Source organism: Brevibacillus sp. M2.1A (assembly GCF_013284355.2).
Classification (GTDB): domain Bacteria; phylum Bacillota; class Bacilli; order Brevibacillales; family Brevibacillaceae; genus Brevibacillus.
On the sequence record NZ_JABSUY020000001.1, the window covers coordinates 2,516,744 to 2,538,185 of the forward strand.

Here is a 21,442-nt window from a genome sequence, read left to right on the forward strand (position 1 = left end):
TCACTAGATAGAAGTCATAACCCGTCCGAGCAAAACGTATGCTAGTACAAAGAGCCTGTGACTAGGAGGGCAAGCGTATGAGCGGACAAAATAAAAATCGTGTGACGGTCAAAATGAACGGCAGATTTTGGGATGAAAAGCGGGATGACATCCCAAAGGAAGAAAGTAGAAAGCGCACCCCAAAGGATGATACGCCACGCATTCGTTTTCAAGCTCCTCCCTTACCATTTACTGACCCGTTTAAGGAGAAGGGCAACGAAGCATGGGAACGCATGATGCAGCTACGAGGAGCTGCAGCCAAAGAAACGAAGTCGAACGTTGAATTCGACCAGACGACAAACTACTCCCACGAAATCGATTATTCCTTCGAGGATACCGAAGAGAAGGCATACAGAAGTAGTCCGATGAGTCGGCTTGCAGCGCTATGGCCAAAGGGACCCTTTTGGCGTACGACTTTAACAACAGGTGGGGCTGTAGCAATTGGCCTCTTGTTCGGATTTCTTGTTTTGACGGTCTTTTCCCAAAAGGAGTTTTCCGAGTCGTACGGAAATGTTCTGAGTGAAACGGTTCAGACACTGACCGCGCCGGGTGCAGGCACTGAACAAACGGTTGGGAAAAATGGTGTGGCAGGTCCTGCCTTGCCAGATGAAAGTCAGCAAACGCAAGGTGCGTCGATGAAAGGTAACGCAGCGGGTCAAACAGCAGTAGCTCTAAAATTTCCAGCCGTAAACATGTACGTTGCACAGGCGGGTGTATTTCAACCGGATGCATCGCCGCAAACAGCTGTAGAACCACTGGAGAAGGCTGGTATTCCTCATCTGCTGTATAAGGACGCGAGCAAGCAGTACATGTTCGCAGCCGCTGCTCCCACAAGAGATGCTGTGCTAGGCTTTGCTGCCAGCTTGAAAAACAAAGGCATGGATATTTACGTCAAAGAATTTACCTTTCCCGCTTTTGAAGGGTCTGTCCCTGTCGGAAAAGCCGCGAACGCATCTGGTGATCCTAACGTGAATGCCTTTTTCACCCACGGACTTAAACTCGTCCAAACGCTTTCGGCACAATCAGGGTTGATTATTACGACGGGTCAGCTTTCGCCAGCGGCAAAAGAAACGGCAGAATTAAAAGAAATTCACCGCCAATTTCTGGAGGAAAGCCGTAAAATGGAAGCCAAGGAAGCCTGGAAGCCACTGCTAGATGGGATGGTAAATGGGGTGAATCAAGCGATGGCAGCTAGGGACAAAATGGCAGAAGCGAGCGCTGGCAAAAAGGTGGAAAGCGCCGAATCCTATGCGTGGCAAGTGCAGGCAGGTGTTCTTGCCTTTTTCGAGAGCTATGCGAGCTGGATTCAAAATGCACGCACATCGACATAAAAATATGTTTATATGGTCTTCCGCAAGGTTTTCTTGCAGGAGGCCTTTTCTTTCTATACAGTAACTACCAGGAGCAATCAGGGATTGTTTCGCTTCTCCCCATTTGCTAAACTTATGTTTGGCAAAAAGAGAATCCCTTATAAAAAGGGAGTTGGGAAAATGGGGAAAGAAACGCTTACTCTCGTGTTTCTGTTGGTGAGTGGACTTTTGTTTGGCAGCATTATCGGGGAGATTTTAAGTCCCTGGCTACCTTTTTTGACCAAGAGCAAAGAGATTACTTGGTCGCCTGCGGCAGATTTAGAAATTTTGAAGTACGAACTGAACTTTCAGGTAAAACTAAATCTAGCCAGTATCGGAGGCTTAGCCCTCGCATTTTGGATACATCGACGAATAAAGTAGGTTGAAAAATGACGAAAAAAAATGTTCCTCTCATTCTGGCTTCATCTTCGCCGCGTCGAAGAGAGCTTCTGCAAACTTTAGGCTTATCATTTACCGTCATCACCAGTGATGTAGATGAGACGACAGCAGAGCATTTATCTGCGAGCGAAGTAGTAGAAGAATTGTCTTTGCGCAAGGCCAAAGAAGTGGCTTCTCGCTTGACGGAAGGCGTCGTTTTAGGATCTGATACGGTAGTCGTTCTTGATGACCAAATACTGGGCAAGCCTGTTGACGAAATGGACGCATATCGTATGTTGTCCATGCTTCAGGGGCAAGAGCACACCGTTTATAGTGGAGTCGCCTTGATAGATGTGGAGACAGGCCGTGCGGAAGTCTCACATAGTCTAACACACGTAAGAATTCGAGCTTTAACAGAGCAAGAAATCAAGTCGTACATTGCGACAGGTGAGCCGATGGATAAAGCGGGCTCATATGCCATTCAGGGTATTGGAGCCACGCTCGTGGAAGGAATAACCGGAGACTACTTCACAGTCGTTGGTCTTCCGTTAGGCCTGACGTCTACACTTTTGACACGTTTTGGGATGCCTATATTGTAAAGTTGTCATGCTTGAAGCAAGCGGCGACGGCCATACGCCTCATGAACATCTCCATGTCAGCCGTTTTCGTTAATGTGAATATGGCTGGAGGCGGATATAAAATGGCAACAAATACCTGTAACAAAACGCTGTTGAAAAACGTCCCTTACTATGACCGTCCACGTGAACGACTGCTTCGCGAAGGAGCGGTCCATCTGTCTGATACTGAACTTCTTGCCATTTTACTGCGGACAGGCAGGGAACAAGAGACGGCTCATCAGCTGGCTCAGCGCTTGTTAGCCAGGTTTGGAGACCTGCGTGGTTTAGCCCAAGCCTCTCATGCTGAGTTAACAGAGCTAAAAGGAATTGGTCCAGTCAAAGCGATTGAATTGCATGCTGCGTTTGAGCTTGGGCGTAGATTGATGGGAGTGCCTCGAGAGTATAGGGCTTCTATCCGTTTACCACGGGACGTAGCTGATTTGATGTCGCCTGAGCTTGCTCATTTGACACAGGAACATTTTGTCTGTCTCTTTCTGAATACCAAGAACCACGTGATTGGCAAGCAGACGATTTTCGTAGGCAGTCTGGACGCTTCCATCGTACACCCGAGAGAAGTCTTTAAAGAAGCGATCCGTCGTAGCAGCGCATCGGTGATATGCCTACATAACCATCCGAGCGGTGATCCGACACCTAGCAGGGAAGACATCGCGATTACGCATACATTGCGTGACGCTGGTGAACTGGTGGGGATTTCATTGTTGGATCATGTTATTATCGGGGAAGGCAAGTACGTTAGTCTCAAAGAGCAAGGGTACTTGTAACATGTTTTTACGCGCAAGATTTATCATCGATCCTTCTATGAATTCTTGTGCGCATGAAAACCTTCCACAAAAGCGCGGTCGCTCTACCTTGGAGAGGCCTCGAAAGAGGTTCTCTTATGCTTGTCATTTGGATTAATATTTGGAAGGAGTTTTTTTATGTTTGGTGGATTTACACGTGACTTGGGGATTGACCTCGGCACTGCCAATACACTTGTTTTTGTGAAGGGTAAAGGAATTGTGGTGCGTGAACCTTCTGTTGTAGCGATTCGCACTAATAACAATTCCATTGAAGCAGTAGGGAATGCAGCGAAAAGCATGATCGGTCGTACGCCAGGTAATATCGTAGCGGTTCGCCCAATGAAAGACGGGGTTATCGCTGACTTTGACACAACTGCGACAATGATGCGCTATTTCATCAATCAAGCACAAAAAAATCAAGGGTTGTTTACACGTCGTCCAAACGTAATGGTCTGTGTACCTTCGGGAATTACTGCGGTGGAAAAACGCGCGGTCGAAGATGCTACGAAGCAGGCTGGGGCGAAGGAAGCATATACGATTGAAGAGCCGTTTGCAGCCGCGATTGGTGCAGACCTGCCAGTGTGGGAGCCGACTGGAAGTATGGTCGTTGACATTGGTGGTGGTACGACAGAAGTCGCTATCATTTCTCTCGGGGGGATTGTTACATCCCGCTCCATTCGTGTGGCCGGGGATGAGATGGACGAGGCGATTATTCAGTACATCAAGCGCCGTTACAACTTGATGATCGGGGAACGGACAGCAGAAACATTGAAGTTGGAAATCGGCTCTGCGATTGCTCCTGATGAGGTCGAAAACGTTGACATTCGCGGTCGTGACCTTGTAACCGGATTGCCAAAAACGCTCTCGGTAAGCAGCACAGAGATCGCGGAAGCATTGGCAGAAACCATTTCTGCTATCGTAGAAGCGGTGAAGGTAACACTCGAAAAAAGCCCGCCTGAGCTCGCGGCGGACATCATGGATCGTGGAATTGTACTCACAGGCGGCGGTGCGCTCTTGCGCAACATGGATCGCCTGTTAAGTAAGGAAACGGGTATGCCCGTGCATGTCGCGGAAAACGCACTGGATTGCGTAGCGATTGGAACAGGTCGTGCATTGGAGAACATTCACCTGTTCAAATCCAAGCAAGGCATCACCTCTTCCCGACTAAAACGGGGTAAATAAACGGAGGGTAGGGCATGTCGTTTTTCGGGAATAAGCGGCTTATCATTGTACTTGTAGGCTTGGTCCTGCTTATCTCCGTCGTGGGCTTCACTTCTCGTGAACGGGTTAGCCTGACCTGGCCAGAAATGTTCTTCAAAGATACCTTCAGCGTGGTGCAGGGCTTTTTCTATCGCCCTGCCCAGGCTGTTTCTGGCTTTTTTCAGGAAATTGAGGAAGCGTACGGCGTATATGAAGAAAACAAGGCGCTTAAGGCAGGGCTGGATCAATACGCCAGTCTAAGTGCTGAACTGCACACGCTCAAGGCTGAGAATGATCGCCTTCGAGAAATGCTGCAGGCAAAAGATTCACTCAAGTCTTACCGCCTCCGCTATGCGGAAGTCGTGGCGAGAAACCCGGATACTTGGAACAACGTCATCACGATCGACAAAGGACTGAAACATGGCATCAAAAAGGATATGGCGGTTATTACAGCCAAAGGAATGATCGGCCGCGTACAGAGTGTAGCCAATTTTTCAGCTACAGTGGAATTGTTGACGAGCTACGAGCGACGTGACCATATTTCTGCGGATATTCTGACGCAGCAGGTGGTCGATGGCAAGCCTGTGTACCATCAAATTAGTGGTGTTATTGAAGAGTACGACGCGCAAAAGAGATTGCTCGTCATGCGCAAAATCCCTTGGGGGCAGGCCATTAAAAAAGATCAGCAAGTTATTTCATCCGGTTTGGGAGGAGTTGTTCCTCGCAATTTGCCGATTGGCTATATTGTTCGCGTTGAACCAGATGATTATGGCTTGACTCAAACCGCCTACATCCAGCCAAGCGCTGATTTTTCACAATTGAATGAAGTCATGGTTGTGGAACGAGACTTCACAATCGCTCCCAATGGTGAATTGATCCCGCAACAGCCAGCCGGCCAGACACAAACGCAGACAACTGTGCCTCCGGCTCCACCTGCTAGCGGGGGTGGTCAGTAATGGCTCGGTTTTTATTGACGTTGGGCGTCGTGGTTATGTTTGTTTTGGAAGGAACTGTGATGCAAGTATTTTCACCTGATACATGGGGTCTGTCTTGGATGACAGTACCCCGGTTTGCACTTGTCTGCTGCATCTTTATTTCGATGTATCTCGGCAGGCGCGAGGGCTTGTATTACGGGATTGCCTTCGGATTTTTACAAGATGTCCTGTTTGGGCAACTAATTGGAATCTATACCATGTCCATGATGGTGGCCAGCTACTTTGCAGGGATGATCGTTCTTTTGTTCCAGAGAGGATTCGGGATGGTTTTCATAACCAGCTTCCTGATTTTGTTCGGACATGAGTGGCTTTTGTATTCCTTGTTCCGCTTGTTTTCCGCTGCCCCCTTTGATGTTCAATGGATTTTGACGCATCAAATTTTGCCTAGTGTGCTGTTTAATCTCGCTTTTGGCTTACTGGTATACTTTCCGATCAAGAATGTCTGCAACAAGATTCTGGCGAAAAAGGAAATGCACATGCAGTAAGGGCGAAGGAGAGGAGAGTTCGTGGAAGAAGTCAAAGAACCGAAATCAGACATACCTATTCGGCTCAATATATTGTTTGTGATTGTATTTTTGTTCTTCGCCGCCATTATTTTGAGACTAGCCTTCGTGCAGCTGGTGGAAGGTGAACAGTACAAGCATGAATTGGAAAAGTTCAGTATTCGTGAACTACCGATTTCTGCTCCTCGTGGCCGTATCTTGGATAAAAATGGCGAGGTACTTGTTTCGAATAAGCCGGTGTACACCGTTCAATACGTTGAAGAACAAGGGCAGGACATTGATGAAGAGAAAGTCGCGGATCGTCTGGCTAAAATCCTCATTCCCGATGGTGGCAAAATTGGTACGGATAAGGAACTGTTAAAGAAGACGATTGAATTGAGATCAACTTTGCCTGTTGCTTTCAATGCGCAAGAAACAAACGATCTCAAGGCAAAGGTTGCGGCGAAGTTAAAAGCCGTTCCGAAAGCAGGGTCCGTTGATCAGATGTCGGACTTTGAGCTGGTAAAAACTGCTGTGTATCTCGGGATGCGCGTTCGTTCTCCTTTTGATGACAAGGAGAGAGCAGACCTTATTAAGAAGCTGAATGCCGCCAAGCCTGGTACACCCGCGATTACGGAAGCGAACACTACTGACTTCGAGCTGTTAAAAATGGCGATAAACGCCAATATGACCCTCACTCTGAAATTGGACAAGGAAGATCGCAATGACCTTGCCAAAAAAGTGAAGGATCAGATCGGAGTTTTGCCAACTCCCGTGGGCTTGGCAGATAAGTCTGACATGGATTTGCTGCGCTATGCCTCGTTGTTCGACATGGATATCAAACTTCCGCTGACAGAGCAGCAACGCCAATTTCAGTGGCACAAGCTCTCTTTACTACAAGAGATGCGTTCACCGCAGATGGCCAGCTACATTCCGAGACGTGTCAAGGTAAACATCACGGAGCAGGAAATGTTCCAAATCGAAGAACGGCGTACTGAACTACCAGGAATTAGTGTAGAGTTGGAGCCTGTTCGCCAAATTTTCGAAGATCCGGATGGTTCAGCATTTGGTACTCACTTTCTCGGTTATATCAACGCGATTCGCCCTGAGAGCTTGAAAGAATATCAGGCCCAAGGCTACAACGCTATTGATCGTGTCGGTGTAACCGGACTGGAGAGCTCCTATGAACGTTATTTGCGTGGCAAAAACGGGATCATGGAAGTGCACGTGAACAAAAATTCGGAGACCGTAGAGAAAAAGATGCGCCAATCCCCTGAGCCAGGAAACGATCTTGTTTTGGCAATGGACTGGCGTTATCAAAGCAAGGTAGAGGCCATCTTGAAAGAAGAGGTTGAAGCATTCAAGAAGCGCCCGTCTACTCCAAAAGCATTTAAAGACGCACATGTATTGGTGATGAATCCGAATACGGGCGAAATATTGGCGATGGCGAGTTATCCAGATTACAATTTGAATCTGTATTACGACCGTAAGAAATTCAACGAGAATTACGCCTCGCTTATTTTGCCGAACGAATCAAACAGATTCATTTATACGCCGTATCCTCCTGCTTCTACCTACAAGCCACTGTCTGTCATGATTGCGCTTCAGGAGGGGCTGACTACACCGAACGAAGTCATCTATGACCGAGGCGGATTGTATGTCGGAAACACGTATAAACGCAACTGGAAGGCGGGTGGTCATGGAGCCGTTAATGCTCGTCGTGCCTTGCAGGTGTCGAACAATACGTATATGTACGAAATGGCGCTTCGCTTAGCAAGAAAAGGGAAAGATGGCTGGGAGAAGCAGTTCTCTGTCTATGATTACTACAATGCCCAGTTTGGACTTGGTGTGAAAACAGGTGTGGATCTACCGAATGAACATACCGGTTGGGAAAACCAGAACATGTACTTCGGGAACTTGGCGGACGTGATGATTGGTCAATATGATTTGTTCACGCCGATGCAGCTGGGTCAATACGTATCGACCATTGCCAATGGAGGATATCGGGTACGCCCCCATCTTGTAAAAGAAATTCGCAAAGGAACCACCGATCCGAAGAAACCAGGACAGACGCTCTCCGTCATTGAACCTGAAGTGCTCAACCGGGTTGATATCGATCCGAAGTATATACAGGTGGTAAGAGAAGGGATGCGGTTGGTTACTCAACCAGGTGGTACCGTTCAACGATTCAATGGGTTGCCGTTCACGGTTGCAGCCAAGTCTGGTACGGCACAAACGTCGCAGCCAGCGGAAAATGCACTGGTTGTCGGCTTTGCGCCTTATGAAAATCCTCAACTGGTATTCGTCGTCGTTGCGCCGAACAGTTTGAGAGATGGTACATCCAGTTCGGATGCTACTGGTCCGATCTCGCGTCGATTGCTCGAAGCTTACAATGAACTGAATCCAGGGGTCCTAACTGGTGGGGTTCCGAAGCCAAATCCATCGTCCTCGAAGTAACCGCAATGGTTGTCCAGGGCAATCAAGCCCGAGAGAATAATCGAGTCAAGCTCTTGTAAAACGCCACCAATTGACCCGATTCGGCAATTTTTTCACGCAGAGCAGGAAAAATCTTTCTGCATGGCGAATGGTATCGGTCGAGGTGAAACCGGTGACGACTGTGAAAAGCAAGGTCACGATCAAAGGGACTAAAGAGGGTCTCGTCTTCTTTATGGATGATACCTGTTCCTTCGACGAACTGCTGGCCGATATGCGTGAAAAAATAGAGCATAGCCACCAACAGATTTTGTCGGGGCCACTCATTCGGGTATCTATAAAATTGGGAAAACGATACTGCTCACCCGAGCAACAAGAGCAGTTGACTCAAATTATTCGGACAAAGGGCAACCTGGTGATCCATACAATCGAATCCGATTTGATCACGCGGGAAGAAGCTATGGCTGAACGCCTAAAAACCCATTTTTCCATACAGGTAAATACGGTACGCTCTGGGCAAGTTCTGGAGTTTGACGGTGATTTGCTCTTATTGGGAGATGTCAATCCCGGTGGGACGGTTCGCAGTACAGGAAGCATCTACGTGCTGGGACATCTCAGAGGGTACGCACACGCAGGTATTTCCGGTGACTCACAGGTAATTATTGCGGCTGCAGTCATGAGTCCTACTCAATTGCGGATTGCAGATGTGATTAGCAAGCCGGGTGAGGAATGGACGAATAATTCCGGAGGCACAGAATTTGCCTATCTGGAAAATGAGATCATGCTGGTAGCGAAAATGAACTACTTGTCGCGAATTCGCCCTGATTTGGGTGAGAAAAAGCGTGAGGGTTGAGGGAAAGAGGAGGAACGGACGTGGGGATAGGAATTGTCGTAACTTCCGGTAAAGGCGGCGTGGGTAAGACGACCACTTCCGCCAATTTAGGAACGGCGCTCGCATTGTTGGGACAAAAAGTTTGCATGGTAGATACCGATATTGGCTTGCGCAATCTGGATGTAGTCATGGGACTTGAGAACCGAATTATTTATGATCTGGTAGATGTTGCAGAAGGCGCATGCCGATTGCCGCAAGCTCTGATCAAAGACAAGCGGTTTGACAATCTGGCATTGCTCCCGGCTGCTCAGACCAAGGACAAATCAGCAGTAACTCCTGAGCAGATGGAGGAAATCATTACGCAACTGAAGCGGGAATATGATTATGTCATCATCGATTGCCCTGCGGGTATTGAGCAAGGCTTCCGCAATGCGGTGGCAGGGGCTGATCAAGCAATCGTCGTGACTACACCTGAAAAAGCGGCCGTTCGCGATGCGGATAGGATTATTGGCCTGTTAGAGCGAGAAAAAATCGGAATGCCTAAGCTGGTGATCAACCGCGTTCGCTCCCATATGGTGAAAAATGGCGACATGCTGGATGTAGAAGACATTTTGGATTTGTTAGCCATTGACTTAATTGGTGTAGTGCCGGATGATGATCATATCATTAAATCCGCGAACCAAGGTGAGCCGGCTGTAATGAATCATGAATCACGTGCTTCTATCGCGTATCGGAACGTCGCTCGTCGACTTTTGGGTGAAGCTGTCCCATTGCAACCATTGGAAGAAAAAGCGGGCGTGTTCCACAAAATGCGTAAATTCTTTGGACTAAAATAGGTAATACATGGCTCCCTTCTTTTATAGAGGGGAGTCACGTTTTCTAGGAGGAAACGGATGGACCTGGAAAAACGTCATTTAAAAACCATTGACTGGACCATCATTTTGATTATGGCAGGTCTGGGTGTCTTCAGCTATTTGGGGATTTCCGGTTCTGCGGCAGGTGTAGATAAGGCGCATCAGCAGGTCATTTGGTATGTGATCGGCTTTATTGTGTTAGGTGTGACATTGCTATTTGACTATCGTCTATTCCACAACACGGCCTATGTCTTATATGCACTCGGTCTTATTCTGTTGATCGGGGTATTTCAAACAAAGCCCATTAACAATACGACGAGCTGGTATGACCTTGGCCCTGTGTTGTTTCAGCCTTCTGAACCAATGAAGCTGTTCACGATCATAACGGTTGCCCGCTTCTTGTCCAAGAGGGCAAACGATCAGGATCGGTTTTACTATTTTTATAAGCTGATTCCGGTAATGGCTTTGGTTGGTGTACCACTGCTTTTGATTTTAATTCAGCCCGATTTGGGTACAGCGATGGTTTATACGGGTATGCTTGCCACTATGCTAATCGTTGGTGGTATACGGATGAAGCATGTATTGTATATGGGCGGGCTGGTCGGCAGTTTTTTTGCCGCTATGACACTGTTGTATCAATACAAGCAGGATATCTTTTTCAAGATTATCAAGCCGTATCAGTGGGATCGGATCGTCTTTTGGATGAACCCGGATCTTGAACCGATGGGACGAGGGTTCCAGCTCAAGCAAGCCTTGATTGCTATCGGCTCAGGGCAACTGTTCGGAAAAGGGATTGATACGCCCACACAAGCGAGCTTTGGATGGGTGCCGGTAGGAGAAAGTGATTTTATCTTTACCGTCATTGCAGAAAAGCTGGGCTTTGTCGGAGCGGGCTTGCTGATGATTTTGTTTTTCGTATTGATTTACCGAATGATCCGCATCGCGATGGAGGCAAAAGATCCGTTCGGCTCCTACGTTGTCGCGGGTGTCGTAGGGATGCTTACCTTCCAGATCTTTGAGAATATCGGGATGACAATTCAGTTGATGCCGATTACGGGTATTCCGCTACCGTTCATTAGCTACGGAGGGAGCTCGCTTGTAACCAACTTCCTGATCATTGGTGTGGTCCTTAACATTGGGATGCGTAAGGACAAGTTGCGTTTTGATTAAATAGTTGTTCAAAAAGTCTTCGGTTCTCGCCACTTTCTCGGTGTTGAATAGAAGACTTTTTGAACACTCATGAAATGCGTGACAAATGCAAATACTTATGCTAAAATCATCCTAAGTTAACCATTTTTACAAGTTATAGTGTTTGATTGATTGGTATGGAGTCGTACGTATTGTGAGTGACGTCACCAATTGTCATTCGCAATTCGTATGACTTTTTTTCCTTGACGCAAAAGGCTTATCTGTAAAAAAGAGGTTAACGCTACACTCTTTCGCCTCGTGGGGCGTAATGTTCAGGGAGGTTTTGTTTCATGCAACAAGGTATCGTAAAATGGTTTAACGCAGAAAAAGGATACGGCTTCATCCAAGTTGAGGGTGGCGACGACGTATTCGTACACTACAGCGCAATCCAGTCAGAAGGTTTCAAATCTCTTGACGAAGGTCAAAAGGTTGAGTTCGAAATCGTTCAAGGTAGCCGTGGACCACAAGCTGCTAGCGTAACTAAACTGTAAAAATTGACAGATTCAAAGGCAGTCTCTCATTGGGGAGACTGTCTTTTTTGCGTATTTCCAGCCGATACGCTGGGGCGTTGGAGAAGGACAACGCTCGTCATAAAGCAGATAGACAAGTCATAGGATGATACTAAAGGCTTGGCCTGCGGAGGGATGGACATGTTTGAAAGAGCAGATCGTGTAAAAGAACGACGGAGGGAGCGTTTGGAGCGAATCCGAACACAGTCGCGAGACAGCTATACTCCGTACGTCGATGATTGGAAAGATCCAATCGAAGAAACGCCAAACCCATTCAATGATTCGCCGCGCGAGAACGATCTGATGGACCAACCACCGTCCCATGAAAAGTGGGGCGTGCAAATTTTAGCATCTGTCTTATTGATTGGTGCTGCTTATGTATTGTTTCAAACAACGTTGATTCCTGCCTCATGGAAAAGCTCCGCGAAGGAAGTCATGACACGGGACTTTAATTTTTCAGGCGTAGCGGACTGGTATGAAGCGAGATTTGGACCGATTCCGACGATGCTTCCTTCGATACCTACCAATCCCCTTGCCGTGCCAGCCACGAGCACGACGAAGGATGCAAGTGCTGTATGGAAGTTCCCGAATAGCTGGAAAGTCGTAAAATCCTATGATCCAGAGAGTGCGAATGTGATCCTGCATACGGGTATGAACGATCAAATCACGATCGGAGAAGCTGGTTGGGTTGCTTTTGTCGGTGAAAAGCCTGATTATGGGACGACAGTGATTGTTCGTCTAACCAAAGGGCGGGAGATATGGCTGGGCAATCTCGATAGTATAGGGGTGACGAAGGACGAGGTCCTTGCACCTGGTAAAGTCATCGGAACCGCTCGGGTAATGGATCAGACATCACGTCATCTGTATGTAGGGGCCAAAGTGAATGAGCAATTTGTAAACCCCCTGGAAGTGATTCCGTTTGAATAGGAGAGGCTGGCTCGACATTCGGTTTCGCATTCACCTGCTATTTTGGGCGGTGATTGGCTTGTCCGTGGTGACAGGCCATTTTTTGGAGGTCATTACCTTGTTTGTCATCGTGCTGATCCATGAATTGGGGCATGTAGCGATGGCGCGTGAGCTCGGATGGACCGTAAAAGAAGTGCAGCTTCTGCCTTTTGGTGGAGTAGCGACGATGGAAGACTCGTATGCTACGGACCCAATGGATGAGATTGTCGTGGCGCTCGCAGGGCCCTTCTTAAATATGGTGATGATGGCTGCCTCGTACTTGTTTTGGTTTATGGGGATTTGGACGGAAGAGTGGGCCCGCTTTTTCTTGGTAAGCAATTTGACGATTGCGATGTTTAACCTGTTGCCAATCTGGCCATTGGATGGCGGGAGAATCTTGTTGGCCGTTCTATGCTGGTTTATGTCGTATAGGCAGGCGACGATGATATCGATGTCCGGAAGTACGCTGTTTGCGGGGATCATGGTGGGGATGTCCAGCCTGGAGTTGAAGTACAACTTAGCAGTAATCGGGATTTATTTATTGACGTTGAACATTCAGGCGTTTTTGCGGTTTCCTTATCAATTTTTTCGCTTCCTGGTGGAAAAATACGACCGGCAGCAAAAAGAAGCTGCTGTTCAAGCGATACGCGTGCATCCCGAGGAAACGGTACTGGCTGTCTCGCACAAGCTTCGGCGAGGATGCTCCCATCTTTTCTACGTACAAGGGGCGGGTCTCTTGGCAGAGGAACAGCTCTTGTATGCCCTTTTGTTTGAGCAAAAGCACGACGCTGCAGTGGGCAAGCTCCTTTAGACATTAGTCCTTAATCAGCAGGAGCGATCCATTCCATCAGCCAGCAATCACGCATGCTTCCTTCGTGCCATTCGTGCAGAGGAAGCTCTTTTACTTTTCGAAAGCCACATTTTTCGTAGCAACGGAGGGCTCGTTCATTCCATGCTTGCGGGTCAATGGCTACTTTTTGAACTCGTTTTTCCGTGTGGAGATAGTGGAGGATAGCTTTAACGAGCTGAGTGCCAATACCGCGATTCCAGTAAATAGGCTCTCCGATGAACTGGTCCATACCGTAGACAACGTCGTCTTTTGCATACCCATACTGTTGTTTTGCAGGGGCATCGAGCGGATAAAATTGCACATAGCCAATTGGTTTATCCGCGTATATGATCAGGCAGCGGGTTTCACCGTCGTCTTCTGAAAAAAAGCTTTGCAGTACGAGGGACTCGTCATGTGGCCGATCGCGACCTTCATAATAGGCCAAAACGCGCTCGTCAGAAAGCCATTTGACTAAATGAACGGAATCGTTAGGGGATAATGTTCTTATTTTAAGATCACCAGTATGAATCATGGTTTATCTCCTTTACCTTGACTTGGTAGCTATGTTAGATTACTTCCTATGAGCCCGGTTATCCTTCTTTTGGGCAACGTTTGTACGGGGAATAAGGAGTGAAAGCAGTGAAGCAAGTAGCAATCAGTGCACAAGGTGGCAGCATCCGCATCGCATTTATGGAAAACGGGAAATTACAGGAATGGCGTACACAGGATGTGGGGACACACGCAAGCGTTGGTGACATTTATCAAGGACGGATCGCAGATGTGAAGCCTGGTATCCAATCTGCTTTTGTTGATATTGGTACAGGTCAAAATGCTTATTTGTACGTAGATGACACGGTCGGTGTGGAGCCGGGTGGAACAGCGAAACCAAGTATTGCGGAACGTGTTCACGTAGGGCAAAAGGTATTGGTTCAAGTGAGTAAAGAGGCGATGGAAATGAAGGCGCCAAAAATCACGATGCGGATCAGCTTGCAGGGGCGTTACCTGGTGTACCTTCCGACTGAAGAAAGCATTTCACTTTCGCGTAAAATATCCGATGATACCAAACGAAAACGACTGCAACAGGTTATCTCTTCGACAGTAGAGCAAGGGGAAGGCTGCATTCTGCGCACGGAAGCAGCGGAAGCAGAAGAGCAGACACTTATTAGTGAATTGACTTATTTGCGCAAACGCTGGCAGGATATGCTGCGAACAGCGGAGGGACTGCGCTCGACCGGGCGGATTTTTCAGGATGCCGAGTTGATTGAGGTAGCGCTCCGAGATGGCTTGGCGAACGGAATGGATGAGGTGTTGGTAGAAGGTGCGGCGACTCATCAGGAGGTAAAAGCGGCGTTGGCAGCTCTTGCTCCGGAAGTACAAGAGAAGCTTCGCTGGTATCAGGGCAAACAGCCGCTCTTTGACTTCTTGGGAGTCGAGGCAGAGTTGATTCGTGCTCGTGATCGACAAGTCCCGCTTAAGAGTGGAGGGTCCTTGGTCATTGATAGGACAGAAGCGATGACGGTCATCGATGTAAACACCGGTTCATTCACTGGTGGGGGAGGGCAACAGCGGGAGCAGGCAGTGACGGCGACCAATCTGGAGGCGGTAGCTGAAATTGCCCGGCAGCTGCGGCTGCGAGACATCGGTGGCATCGTGATCATTGATTTCATTGACATGAAAGAGCAGGGCAATAAGGAACGAGTGATCGCGCGATTGAAACAAGAGCTGGCGAAGGACCCTGTGCCTTCGACTGTTCTCGGGATGACGTCGCTCGGATTAGTCGAGATGACGCGAAAAAGAGTTCGTGCGAGCCTGATGGAGCGGTTGACGGAGCCATGTGAGGCATGCAAGGGTCGAGGGAGAGTTTGGCGAGTAGACGAGCTGTTCCGGCGCTTGTACGCGGAAGTCACCGCTTTGGCAAAGAGCCAAGATGCAGAGGCTGTTCTCGTGGACATGCCACCAAGAGTGTTGGATATGATAGACGAGTGGGAAAAAGCAGAAGGAATTACATGGCCTGTCCAGATCTATAAGCGGCTGGTCCCTTCTATGAGTCCAGACAATTTTCAAATTGGATACGTCGGAAATCGGGCAGAGGCACAGCGATTACAATCGAAATAACTTGACTGGGCTATTGTAGCTATGATAACCTAATGGTTGTCATGCAGATATGCCTCGTGCATACTGTAACCGCACGAATCAGGTACATAAGCCGTCGCTTGTCGACGCACCTGTAAAGGCGAGTCTGAGTATAGGAGGTGCACACAGTGTACGCAATTATCGAAACCGGTGGAAAGCAATACAAAGTTGAAGAGGGAGCAGTTCTCTTCATCGAGAAATTGGCTGGCAACGAAGGAGACGTTGTTACTTTTGACAAAGTTCTCTTCGTAAGCAAAGACGGCAAAGTTACTGCAGGAGCTCCTACAGTAGCTGGTGCAACGGTAACTGGTAAAGTAGAAAAACACGGTAAAGCTGCAAAAATTATCGTGTACAAATACAAAGCCAAGAAAAACTACCGTCGCAAGCAAGGTCACCGTCAACCATTCACCAAAGTTGTGATCGAGAAGATCAACGCTTAATTGGTGACTTGTTATGATTGAAGTGATCGTGAGCCGTGCGCAGCACGGTATCCATGAAATTAGTATTTCCGGACATGCCAATGCGGGTGCCTATGGGGCAGACATCGTTTGTTCTGCTGTATCAGGCATCAGCTTTGGTATATTAAACGCCATCCAACCTTTGACCGGCATCACTCCTGATGTCGCTGTCGCACAAGAAGGCGGTGGGTTCTTGAAGTGGAGTCTTTCTTCTTCAGAGGATGAGACTGCACGCGAGAAACAACAGCTTTTGGCAGAGAGCATGGTAATTGCTCTTTTGTCAGTTGAGGCGAATTACGGTAAATACGTAAAAGTAAATGATCGTAAATGGCAGGGAGGTGTCTGATATGAACATGCTGTTTAACTTGGACCTTCAGTTTTTCGCATCGAAAAAAGGGGTAGGTTCCACAAAGAACGGTCGCGATTCCATTTCCAAACGTCTGGGCGTGAAACGTGGCGACGGGCAATTCGTTACTGCTGGTAACATTCTCGTTCGTCAACGCGGAACTAAGATTTACCCAGGTGCGAACGTAATGAAAGGCGGAGACGACACTCTGTTTGCAACTGCAGATGGTGTTGTTCGTTTCAAGCGTCTGGGCCGTGATCGCAAACAAGTTGTGATCGAGCCGGTTGCTTCCGAAGCGTAAATATTTGTTAAGAAAAACCCAGCGATATAGCTGGGTTTTCTTTTTGTCCGGCTCTTTTTTAACGAGCAGGAATTTAAAAATTCCGGAGCGCATAAAAACTTCCAGTAAAACGCGGTCGCTCTTCTATGATTTTGCCTCGAAAGAGGTTTTTTTATGGTACAATAGATGGGAAAGATATTCTTATCGACTTGGGTGAATGTGATGGGGGACGAGCGGAGGCTGTTTACGCATCAGACAGACCAACTGCTGACCGTTCTGAACAGGCAGCGGCATGACTGGTTGAACCATGTTCAGGTTCTGCTCGGCTATTTGCATTTGAACCGTACTGAACAAGGAGAGGCCCATTTGAAGCGCATCGCACAGATGGCGATGCAGGAATCGATGGTGGCCCGATTGAATAGCTCCTTGTTGTCCGTCTTCTTCTTGACATTTAACGCACTGAACAATGAATTGCTTTTAGAAGTAGACGTGTGCAATCATGTGGATCTCACGCGAGTAGTTTTGAACGAGCAAGACTTGTTTCAGTTGGTGTCAGAGATATTATGCACAGTGAACGATCATGTAGACCAGAGTGGATACGAAGCAGCCAGCATGCAATTGAGCTTGCAGATGGATGAGCGTGGCGTTCATTTTCGTTTTGACCTGGCCGGTGTACTTCGTGCATCCGGAATGGAAGAATTGGAAAAGCTGATACGTAAAAGCGAACAGAGTACGGTGGAGGTCACCGAGTGGATACATACGGAAGAAGAATGGGTCCTGAAATTGGTGGTTCCATTCGCGGAATGAAAGAGGTGACACCATGTTTGTCGATCAGGTAAAAGTATATGTAAAAGGCGGGGACGGTGGTAATGGAGCCGTCTCCTTTCGCCGGGAGAAGTACGTACCGCTGGGTGGTCCAGCGGGTGGAGATGGTGGTCAAGGTGGAGATGTCGTATTTGTCGTGGATGAAGGTCTGCGTACACTGGTAGATTTCCGCTATCAACGACATTTCAAAGCACCTCGCGGAGAGCATGGCCGCAACAAATCTCAGCACGGAGCAGGCGCGGAAGATATGGTCGTGCGCGTGCCACCGGGAACAACTGTCATTGATGATGATACCAAAGAAGTAATTGCCGATCTCGTGGAGCAAGGACAACGTGCTGTGATCGCAAAAGGCGGACGTGGTGGACGAGGCAATATTCGTTTTGCCAACTCTTCGAATCCAGCTCCACACATCTCGGAGAACGGTGAGCCAGGTCAAGAGCGTTACATTGTCATGGAGCTCAAACTGATTGCAGATGTGGGCTTGGTTGGTTATCCGAGTGTAGGAAAATCCACGCTGCTGTCCAGTGTAACAGCTGCGAAGCCAAAAATTGCGGCGTACCACTTTACGACGCTGACACCGAACCTGGGTGTTGTGGATTTGGGGGAGCAGAGCTTCGTCATGGCTGACTTGCCAGGATTGATTGAAGGCGCGCATGAAGGTGTAGGCCTTGGTCATCAATTCCTGCGTCACGTAGAGCGTACACGCTTGATCGTCCACGTGATTGACATGGCAGCGGTTGATGGACGCGATCCGTACGAGGATTATTTGCAGATCAACCGAGAGCTGACGATGTATAACCTCAAGCTCGAAGATCGTCCGCAAATTGTAGTCGCGAACAAAATGGAATTGCCAGAAGCAGAGGAAAACCTGCGTATTTTCAAGGAAAAGGCTCCAGATGTGAAGGTGTACGAAATCTCTGCTGCAACCCGTCAAGGCGTACAAGAACTGATGTATGCGATTGGGGATACCTTGGCGACGATTCCGGACAAGCCTGCTGTAGAGGAAGTTGCGGAAGTGGAAGAGCGCGTGGTCTTCCGAGCAGAAAAAGAACCAGAGGCATTCGAGATTACGCGTGATAATGATGTGTTTGTCGTCAGCGGTGAAAAGATCGAGAAACTCGTACGCATGACGAATCTGAACAGCTATGATGCAGCCCAGCGTTTTGCAAGACAAATGCGCAGTATGGGTGTAGATGATGCTCTGCGCAAGCTGGGAGCAAAAGACGGGGATACCGTTCGGATCGGCAAATTAGAGTTTGACTTTGTGGAGTGACAAAAACCATGATTGATATCCCATCACTGAACCCATTTTTGGGGGATAAACGACTCCAACGCGGTGCGACGCTACCGCTAATCATCTCCAAGCAGGTGAAGACACCTGTCCAAGTTTTGGTTGAACATGCAAAGGGCAGTTATCTCGTCGTTTCGTATGAGATGAAGCCTGAAACAAAAGCAGAGCTTCTCGGATCAACTGTGCGCATTCGTTGGGAGACGGATGCGGCAGTGAACACTATTGATTTGGAAGTAGTTTCGGAGCAAACGCTTTGGCCGATCAAGCTTTTAGGGATGATTCCGATTAGTGTAGGGGTAGAAATTACACAAAAGCGCAAGCAGGATCCCATCTCCCCAGATCTCGGTATTTCTGTCCCTTACAAGGTGATGGGAGCTAGACCGATCGAAGAAAAAGGCGAGGCAGTGTTGCTGAAATTCTCTCCAACCCGTCTTGTTTTGGGAACGGACGGTTATGTGTCAAAGGGCGATTTTCTCCATTTGTCTTTCAAGATACCGAAGCAAGCGCAGGAGATCGTCATGATGGCGAAAATCGTGGAAAAAACGTTCCAGGACAAGCAATCAATCATTGAATTAATCTTTACGGATATTAATGAGAAGCACCATGAAATCATCAAAGATTACTATAAAAGGCTCTCAACTACCGCTTCTTCCTAAGGAAGCGGTTTTTTTCCTTTGATGTTCCTGTGAAGAAGGTATATAGTAGTGTACATAGAGTTCTAAATCGAGCCTGTTCACTTTATGATTTGTTGTGTACGCTTTCCTGAATAAATACTTGTGAAATCATTCACTTTTGATTATTCGAATCCGTTGTTTGCTTTACTTTGTGAAAAATGTTACAAATAATTTTTTACCGGATTTTCAGGGAGAATAGCGGCCGTTACTCGTTTGAACAGGCATCGAGAATGAAAGGCCTCTATTCCAAAGCAAAGGAGGACGTTTTTTTATGTCTCAAACAACTACGCAACAAGCTCAAGCTGCTGCAGAAGTAGCAAGCACTGCTACTCTGGCACCAGCGCAGCAACAAGATGTACTGGATCAGCTGATGAAACCAGAAATCCAAGAGTCACTGAACGTATTGGTGGCGAATCTGCCTAAATTGGCGGAACTGACAACTCTTTTGACCAAAACGTATGATTTGGTACAAACGGTTGCAAATGATCATGTATTGATCGACGACATCAAAGGTGGAATGGAAGAGTTCGTAAAACCGATCTCTGATAAAGCAAAGGGTATTGCCCAAGCAGCCATTGAAGCCAATGACCGTGTTCACGTAGAAGAGTCTACGATCGGTTTGTTCGGTATTCTCAAAATGCTCAAAGATCCGCAAGTACAAAAAACATTGCGTTTCGCACAAGCATTCTTGGAAGTAACAGCAGAACGTCAACAACAAAAACGCTAGTTTTTTTATTATGGAATGGAAGACAAGGACGGAGGATTGGGCATGGCGAAGCATATTCTGATTCTAGGCGGCGGTTATGGCGGTTTGCTCAGCGCATTGACTGCACGTAAATACATGACGGCTGAAGAAGCGTCGATCACGGTGGTAAACCGTTTTCCTACTCACCAAATCATTACGGAACTGCACCGCTTGGCAGTAGGAAACCTGTCTGAACAAAACGTAGCGCTCCCTCTGGAAAGATTGCTGCGTGGCAAAGAGATTAACCTCGTAGTAGACACGGTAGAAAATATTGGTCTCGATTCCCAACGCGTAACACTGGCGAGCGGCGAGTCCATCAAATACGATGCTTTAGTTATTGCGCTGGGTAGTGAAACCGCATTCTTCGGAATCCCGGGCCTGCAAGAGTACAGCTTTACACTGAAGTCGGTAGAAGAAGCAAATCGTCTGCGCGCACACCTCGAAGAGCGCGTGATTGAATACAAGACAAGCAAAAATAAAGCAGATGTTACCTTCGTTGTAGGCGGTGGCGGTCTGACAGGTATCGAGCTTGTTGGGGAATTCGCTGATATGTTGCCAAATTTGTGCCACAAACATGGCGTAGACTTTGCAGACGTATCCATCTATTGCGTAGAGGCAGGTCCATCCATTTTGGCTGGTTTTGCTCCTGACCTGGTTGAGCGTGCGAAAACGAGCCTGGAAAAACGTGGCGTTCAATTCCTGACAGGCGTACCTGTAACGGAAATGAAAGAAACCACAGTTTGCCTGAAAGATGGCGGTACCATTGAAACCAAAACAATGGTATGGACTGGTGGCGTACAAGGCAATCGCGTAGTAGCTGAGTGCGGCGTGGAAGTAAACCGCGGGCGTGCAACTGTTACAGAATTCCTGCAATCCACTTCTCACCCTGATGTATTCCTTGCAGGTGACAGTGCGGTTGTAATGGGGCCAGAAGGTCGTCCATACCCTCCGACTGCCCAACTGGCATGGCAAATGGGCGAAGTAGTAGGTCACAATCTCTTCGCGCACTTCAACGGCACCAAAATGGATACCTTCAAACCGGTATTCTCCGGTACACTGGGTAGCCTGGGCCGTAAAGACGCAATCGGAACAATCGGTGCAAGCCAACTGAAGCTCAAAGGCTTGCCAGCAACCTTGATGAAAGAAGCGAGTAACGTTCGTTACTTGACTCATATCAACGGTCTGTCCTCTTTGGCATACTAATCGAATCAGGAAAACCCGGGATGAAAATGTCCCGGGT

24 protein-coding genes and 1 other annotated feature are annotated in these 21,442 nt (G+C 47.9%); of the genes, 23 read left to right on the plus strand and 1 reads right to left on the minus strand.

Features of this window, described 5'->3' with window-relative positions:
• Positions 1–77: 77 nt before the first annotated feature.
• The 14 genes from HP567_RS12170 to HP567_RS12235 all read left to right on the plus strand — a co-directional run bounded on the left by HP567_RS12170 (position 78) and on the right by HP567_RS12235 (position 13,432).
• Positions 78–1,370: a hypothetical protein gene (locus HP567_RS12170; RefSeq protein WP_173608482.1), complete on the plus strand. Its 1,293-nt coding sequence runs from the start codon at positions 78–80 to the stop codon at positions 1,368–1,370.
• A 159-nt stretch (positions 1,371–1,529) separates the two neighbouring features.
• The gene (locus HP567_RS12175) at positions 1,530–1,769 is read left to right on the plus strand and encodes a DUF4321 domain-containing protein (protein ID WP_007726664.1); all 240 of its coding nucleotides are present in this window, start codon (positions 1,530–1,532) and stop codon (positions 1,767–1,769) included.
• Positions 1,770–1,777: 8 nt separating this feature from the next.
• Positions 1,778–2,365, plus strand: a complete 588-nt coding sequence (locus HP567_RS12180) for a Maf family protein (protein WP_173608481.1) — start codon at positions 1,778–1,780, stop codon at positions 2,363–2,365.
• Between the two features lie 101 nt (positions 2,366–2,466).
• Entirely contained in the window at positions 2,467–3,165 is a 699-nt protein-coding gene (radC, locus tag HP567_RS12185; RefSeq protein WP_047072826.1) for a RadC family protein, read from the plus strand.
• A gap of 156 nt (positions 3,166–3,321) precedes the next feature.
• On the plus strand, positions 3,322–4,365 hold the full coding sequence (locus HP567_RS12190) for a rod shape-determining protein (protein ID WP_173608480.1): 1,044 nt from the start codon (positions 3,322–3,324) through the stop codon (positions 4,363–4,365).
• A 14-nt stretch (positions 4,366–4,379) separates the two neighbouring features.
• On the plus strand, positions 4,380–5,339 hold the full coding sequence (mreC, locus tag HP567_RS12195) for a rod shape-determining protein MreC (protein ID WP_173608479.1): 960 nt from the start codon (positions 4,380–4,382) through the stop codon (positions 5,337–5,339).
• Positions 5,339–5,863, plus strand: coding sequence for a rod shape-determining protein MreD (gene mreD / locus HP567_RS12200; RefSeq protein WP_173608478.1), 525 nt, complete (start codon positions 5,339–5,341; stop codon positions 5,861–5,863). The genes mreC and mreD overlap by 1 nt, the downstream gene beginning before the upstream one ends.
• A 21-nt stretch (positions 5,864–5,884) precedes the next feature.
• Entirely contained in the window at positions 5,885–8,317 is a 2,433-nt protein-coding gene (locus tag HP567_RS12205) for a peptidoglycan D,D-transpeptidase FtsI family protein (protein ID WP_173608477.1), read from the plus strand.
• A gap of 151 nt (positions 8,318–8,468) precedes the next feature.
• Positions 8,469–9,146, plus strand: coding sequence for a septum site-determining protein MinC (minC, locus tag HP567_RS12210; RefSeq protein ID WP_026042972.1), 678 nt, complete (start codon positions 8,469–8,471; stop codon positions 9,144–9,146).
• Positions 9,147–9,166: 20 nt separating this feature from the next.
• A complete protein-coding gene (gene minD / locus HP567_RS12215; protein ID WP_048032107.1) occupies positions 9,167–9,961 on the plus strand; it encodes a septum site-determining protein MinD in 795 nt (264 codons plus the stop codon).
• A gap of 57 nt (positions 9,962–10,018) precedes the next feature.
• The gene (gene rodA, locus HP567_RS12220; protein WP_173608476.1) at positions 10,019–11,149 is read left to right on the plus strand and encodes a rod shape-determining protein RodA; all 1,131 of its coding nucleotides are present in this window, start codon (positions 10,019–10,021) and stop codon (positions 11,147–11,149) included.
• 308 nt (positions 11,150–11,457) lie between these two features.
• Positions 11,458–11,658 carry a cold-shock protein gene (locus tag HP567_RS12225; protein ID WP_005832370.1) on the plus strand — a complete coding sequence of 67 codons (201 nt, stop codon included), beginning with the start codon at positions 11,458–11,460 and terminating at the stop codon, positions 11,656–11,658.
• 159 nt (positions 11,659–11,817) lie between these two features.
• Positions 11,818–12,603: a M23 family metallopeptidase gene (locus HP567_RS12230; protein ID WP_173608475.1), complete on the plus strand. Its 786-nt coding sequence runs from the start codon at positions 11,818–11,820 to the stop codon at positions 12,601–12,603.
• Positions 12,596–13,432, plus strand: a complete 837-nt coding sequence (locus tag HP567_RS12235; RefSeq protein WP_173608474.1) for a M50 family metallopeptidase — start codon at positions 12,596–12,598, stop codon at positions 13,430–13,432. The genes HP567_RS12230 and HP567_RS12235 overlap by 8 nt, the downstream gene beginning before the upstream one ends.
• Before the next feature lie 10 nt (positions 13,433–13,442).
• Here HP567_RS12235 and aac(6')-35 read toward each other — a convergent pair whose 3' ends face one another.
• A complete protein-coding gene (gene aac(6')-35, locus HP567_RS12240; protein WP_173608473.1) occupies positions 13,443–13,982 on the minus strand; it encodes an aminoglycoside 6'-N-acetyltransferase AAC(6')-35 in 540 nt (179 codons plus the stop codon).
• A gap of 107 nt (positions 13,983–14,089) precedes the next feature.
• Between aac(6')-35 and HP567_RS12245 the strand changes: the two genes are divergently transcribed.
• From HP567_RS12245 to HP567_RS12285, 9 genes are all read left to right on the plus strand, one after another.
• Positions 14,090–15,565 (plus strand): Rne/Rng family ribonuclease, encoded by a 1,476-nt coding sequence (locus HP567_RS12245; RefSeq protein ID WP_173608472.1) that lies wholly within the window; start codon positions 14,090–14,092, stop codon positions 15,563–15,565.
• A gap of 57 nt (positions 15,566–15,622) precedes the next feature.
• Positions 15,623–15,701 (plus strand) — a sequence feature (ribosomal protein L21 leader region).
• 10 nt (positions 15,702–15,711) lie between these two features.
• Positions 15,712–16,023 (plus strand): 50S ribosomal protein L21, encoded by a 312-nt coding sequence (rplU, locus tag HP567_RS12250; protein WP_047072807.1) that lies wholly within the window; start codon positions 15,712–15,714, stop codon positions 16,021–16,023.
• Between the two features lie 13 nt (positions 16,024–16,036).
• Positions 16,037–16,387 carry a ribosomal-processing cysteine protease Prp gene (locus tag HP567_RS12255; RefSeq protein ID WP_173608471.1) on the plus strand — a complete coding sequence of 117 codons (351 nt, stop codon included), beginning with the start codon at positions 16,037–16,039 and terminating at the stop codon, positions 16,385–16,387.
• A gap of 7 nt (positions 16,388–16,394) precedes the next feature.
• Positions 16,395–16,688, plus strand: a complete 294-nt coding sequence (gene rpmA / locus HP567_RS12260) for a 50S ribosomal protein L27 (protein WP_005832382.1) — start codon at positions 16,395–16,397, stop codon at positions 16,686–16,688.
• A gap of 201 nt (positions 16,689–16,889) precedes the next feature.
• Entirely contained in the window at positions 16,890–17,474 is a 585-nt protein-coding gene (locus tag HP567_RS12265; protein WP_173608470.1) for a Spo0B C-terminal domain-containing protein, read from the plus strand.
• Between the two features lie 13 nt (positions 17,475–17,487).
• Entirely contained in the window at positions 17,488–18,765 is a 1,278-nt protein-coding gene (gene obgE / locus HP567_RS12270) for a GTPase ObgE (protein ID WP_173608469.1), read from the plus strand.
• 8 nt (positions 18,766–18,773) lie between these two features.
• Complete coding sequence (locus tag HP567_RS12275; protein ID WP_173608468.1) at positions 18,774–19,439, plus strand: PilZ domain-containing protein; 666 nt, start codon at positions 18,774–18,776, stop codon at positions 19,437–19,439.
• Positions 19,440–19,728: 289 nt separating this feature from the next.
• The gene (locus HP567_RS12280; RefSeq protein WP_047072800.1) at positions 19,729–20,184 is read left to right on the plus strand and encodes a DUF1641 domain-containing protein; all 456 of its coding nucleotides are present in this window, start codon (positions 19,729–19,731) and stop codon (positions 20,182–20,184) included.
• A 42-nt stretch (positions 20,185–20,226) separates the two neighbouring features.
• The gene (locus HP567_RS12285) at positions 20,227–21,405 is read left to right on the plus strand and encodes an NAD(P)/FAD-dependent oxidoreductase (protein WP_173608467.1); all 1,179 of its coding nucleotides are present in this window, start codon (positions 20,227–20,229) and stop codon (positions 21,403–21,405) included.
• Positions 21,406–21,442: the final 37 nt, after the last annotated feature.

Excerpts from the sequence above, each read along its gene's own strand:
- HP567_RS12170 (WP_173608482.1), top strand. The coding sequence starts at position 78 with ATGAGCGGACAAAATAAAAATCGTGTGACGGTCAAAATGAACGGCAGA.
- HP567_RS12175 (WP_007726664.1), top strand. The coding sequence starts at position 1,530 with ATGGGGAAAGAAACGCTTACTCTCGTGTTTCTGTTGGTGAGTGGACTT.
- HP567_RS12180 (WP_173608481.1), top strand. The coding sequence starts at position 1,778 with ATGACGAAAAAAAATGTTCCTCTCATTCTGGCTTCATCTTCGCCGCGT.
- radC (WP_047072826.1), top strand. The coding sequence starts at position 2,467 with ATGGCAACAAATACCTGTAACAAAACGCTGTTGAAAAACGTCCCTTAC.
- HP567_RS12190 (WP_173608480.1), top strand. The coding sequence starts at position 3,322 with ATGTTTGGTGGATTTACACGTGACTTGGGGATTGACCTCGGCACTGCC.
- mreC (WP_173608479.1), top strand. The coding sequence starts at position 4,380 with ATGTCGTTTTTCGGGAATAAGCGGCTTATCATTGTACTTGTAGGCTTG.
- mreD (WP_173608478.1), top strand. The coding sequence starts at position 5,339 with ATGGCTCGGTTTTTATTGACGTTGGGCGTCGTGGTTATGTTTGTTTTG.
- rodA (WP_173608476.1), top strand. The coding sequence starts at position 10,019 with ATGGACCTGGAAAAACGTCATTTAAAAACCATTGACTGGACCATCATT.
- HP567_RS12225 (WP_005832370.1), top strand. The coding sequence starts at position 11,458 with ATGCAACAAGGTATCGTAAAATGGTTTAACGCAGAAAAAGGATACGGC.
- HP567_RS12230 (WP_173608475.1), top strand. The coding sequence starts at position 11,818 with ATGTTTGAAAGAGCAGATCGTGTAAAAGAACGACGGAGGGAGCGTTTG.
- HP567_RS12255 (WP_173608471.1), top strand. The coding sequence starts at position 16,037 with ATGATTGAAGTGATCGTGAGCCGTGCGCAGCACGGTATCCATGAAATT.
- rpmA (WP_005832382.1), top strand. The coding sequence starts at position 16,395 with ATGCTGTTTAACTTGGACCTTCAGTTTTTCGCATCGAAAAAAGGGGTA.
- HP567_RS12265 (WP_173608470.1), top strand. The coding sequence starts at position 16,890 with ATGGGGGACGAGCGGAGGCTGTTTACGCATCAGACAGACCAACTGCTG.
- obgE (WP_173608469.1), top strand. The coding sequence starts at position 17,488 with ATGTTTGTCGATCAGGTAAAAGTATATGTAAAAGGCGGGGACGGTGGT.
- HP567_RS12275 (WP_173608468.1), top strand. The coding sequence starts at position 18,774 with ATGATTGATATCCCATCACTGAACCCATTTTTGGGGGATAAACGACTC.
- HP567_RS12280 (WP_047072800.1), top strand. The coding sequence starts at position 19,729 with ATGTCTCAAACAACTACGCAACAAGCTCAAGCTGCTGCAGAAGTAGCA.
- HP567_RS12285 (WP_173608467.1), top strand. The coding sequence starts at position 20,227 with ATGGCGAAGCATATTCTGATTCTAGGCGGCGGTTATGGCGGTTTGCTC.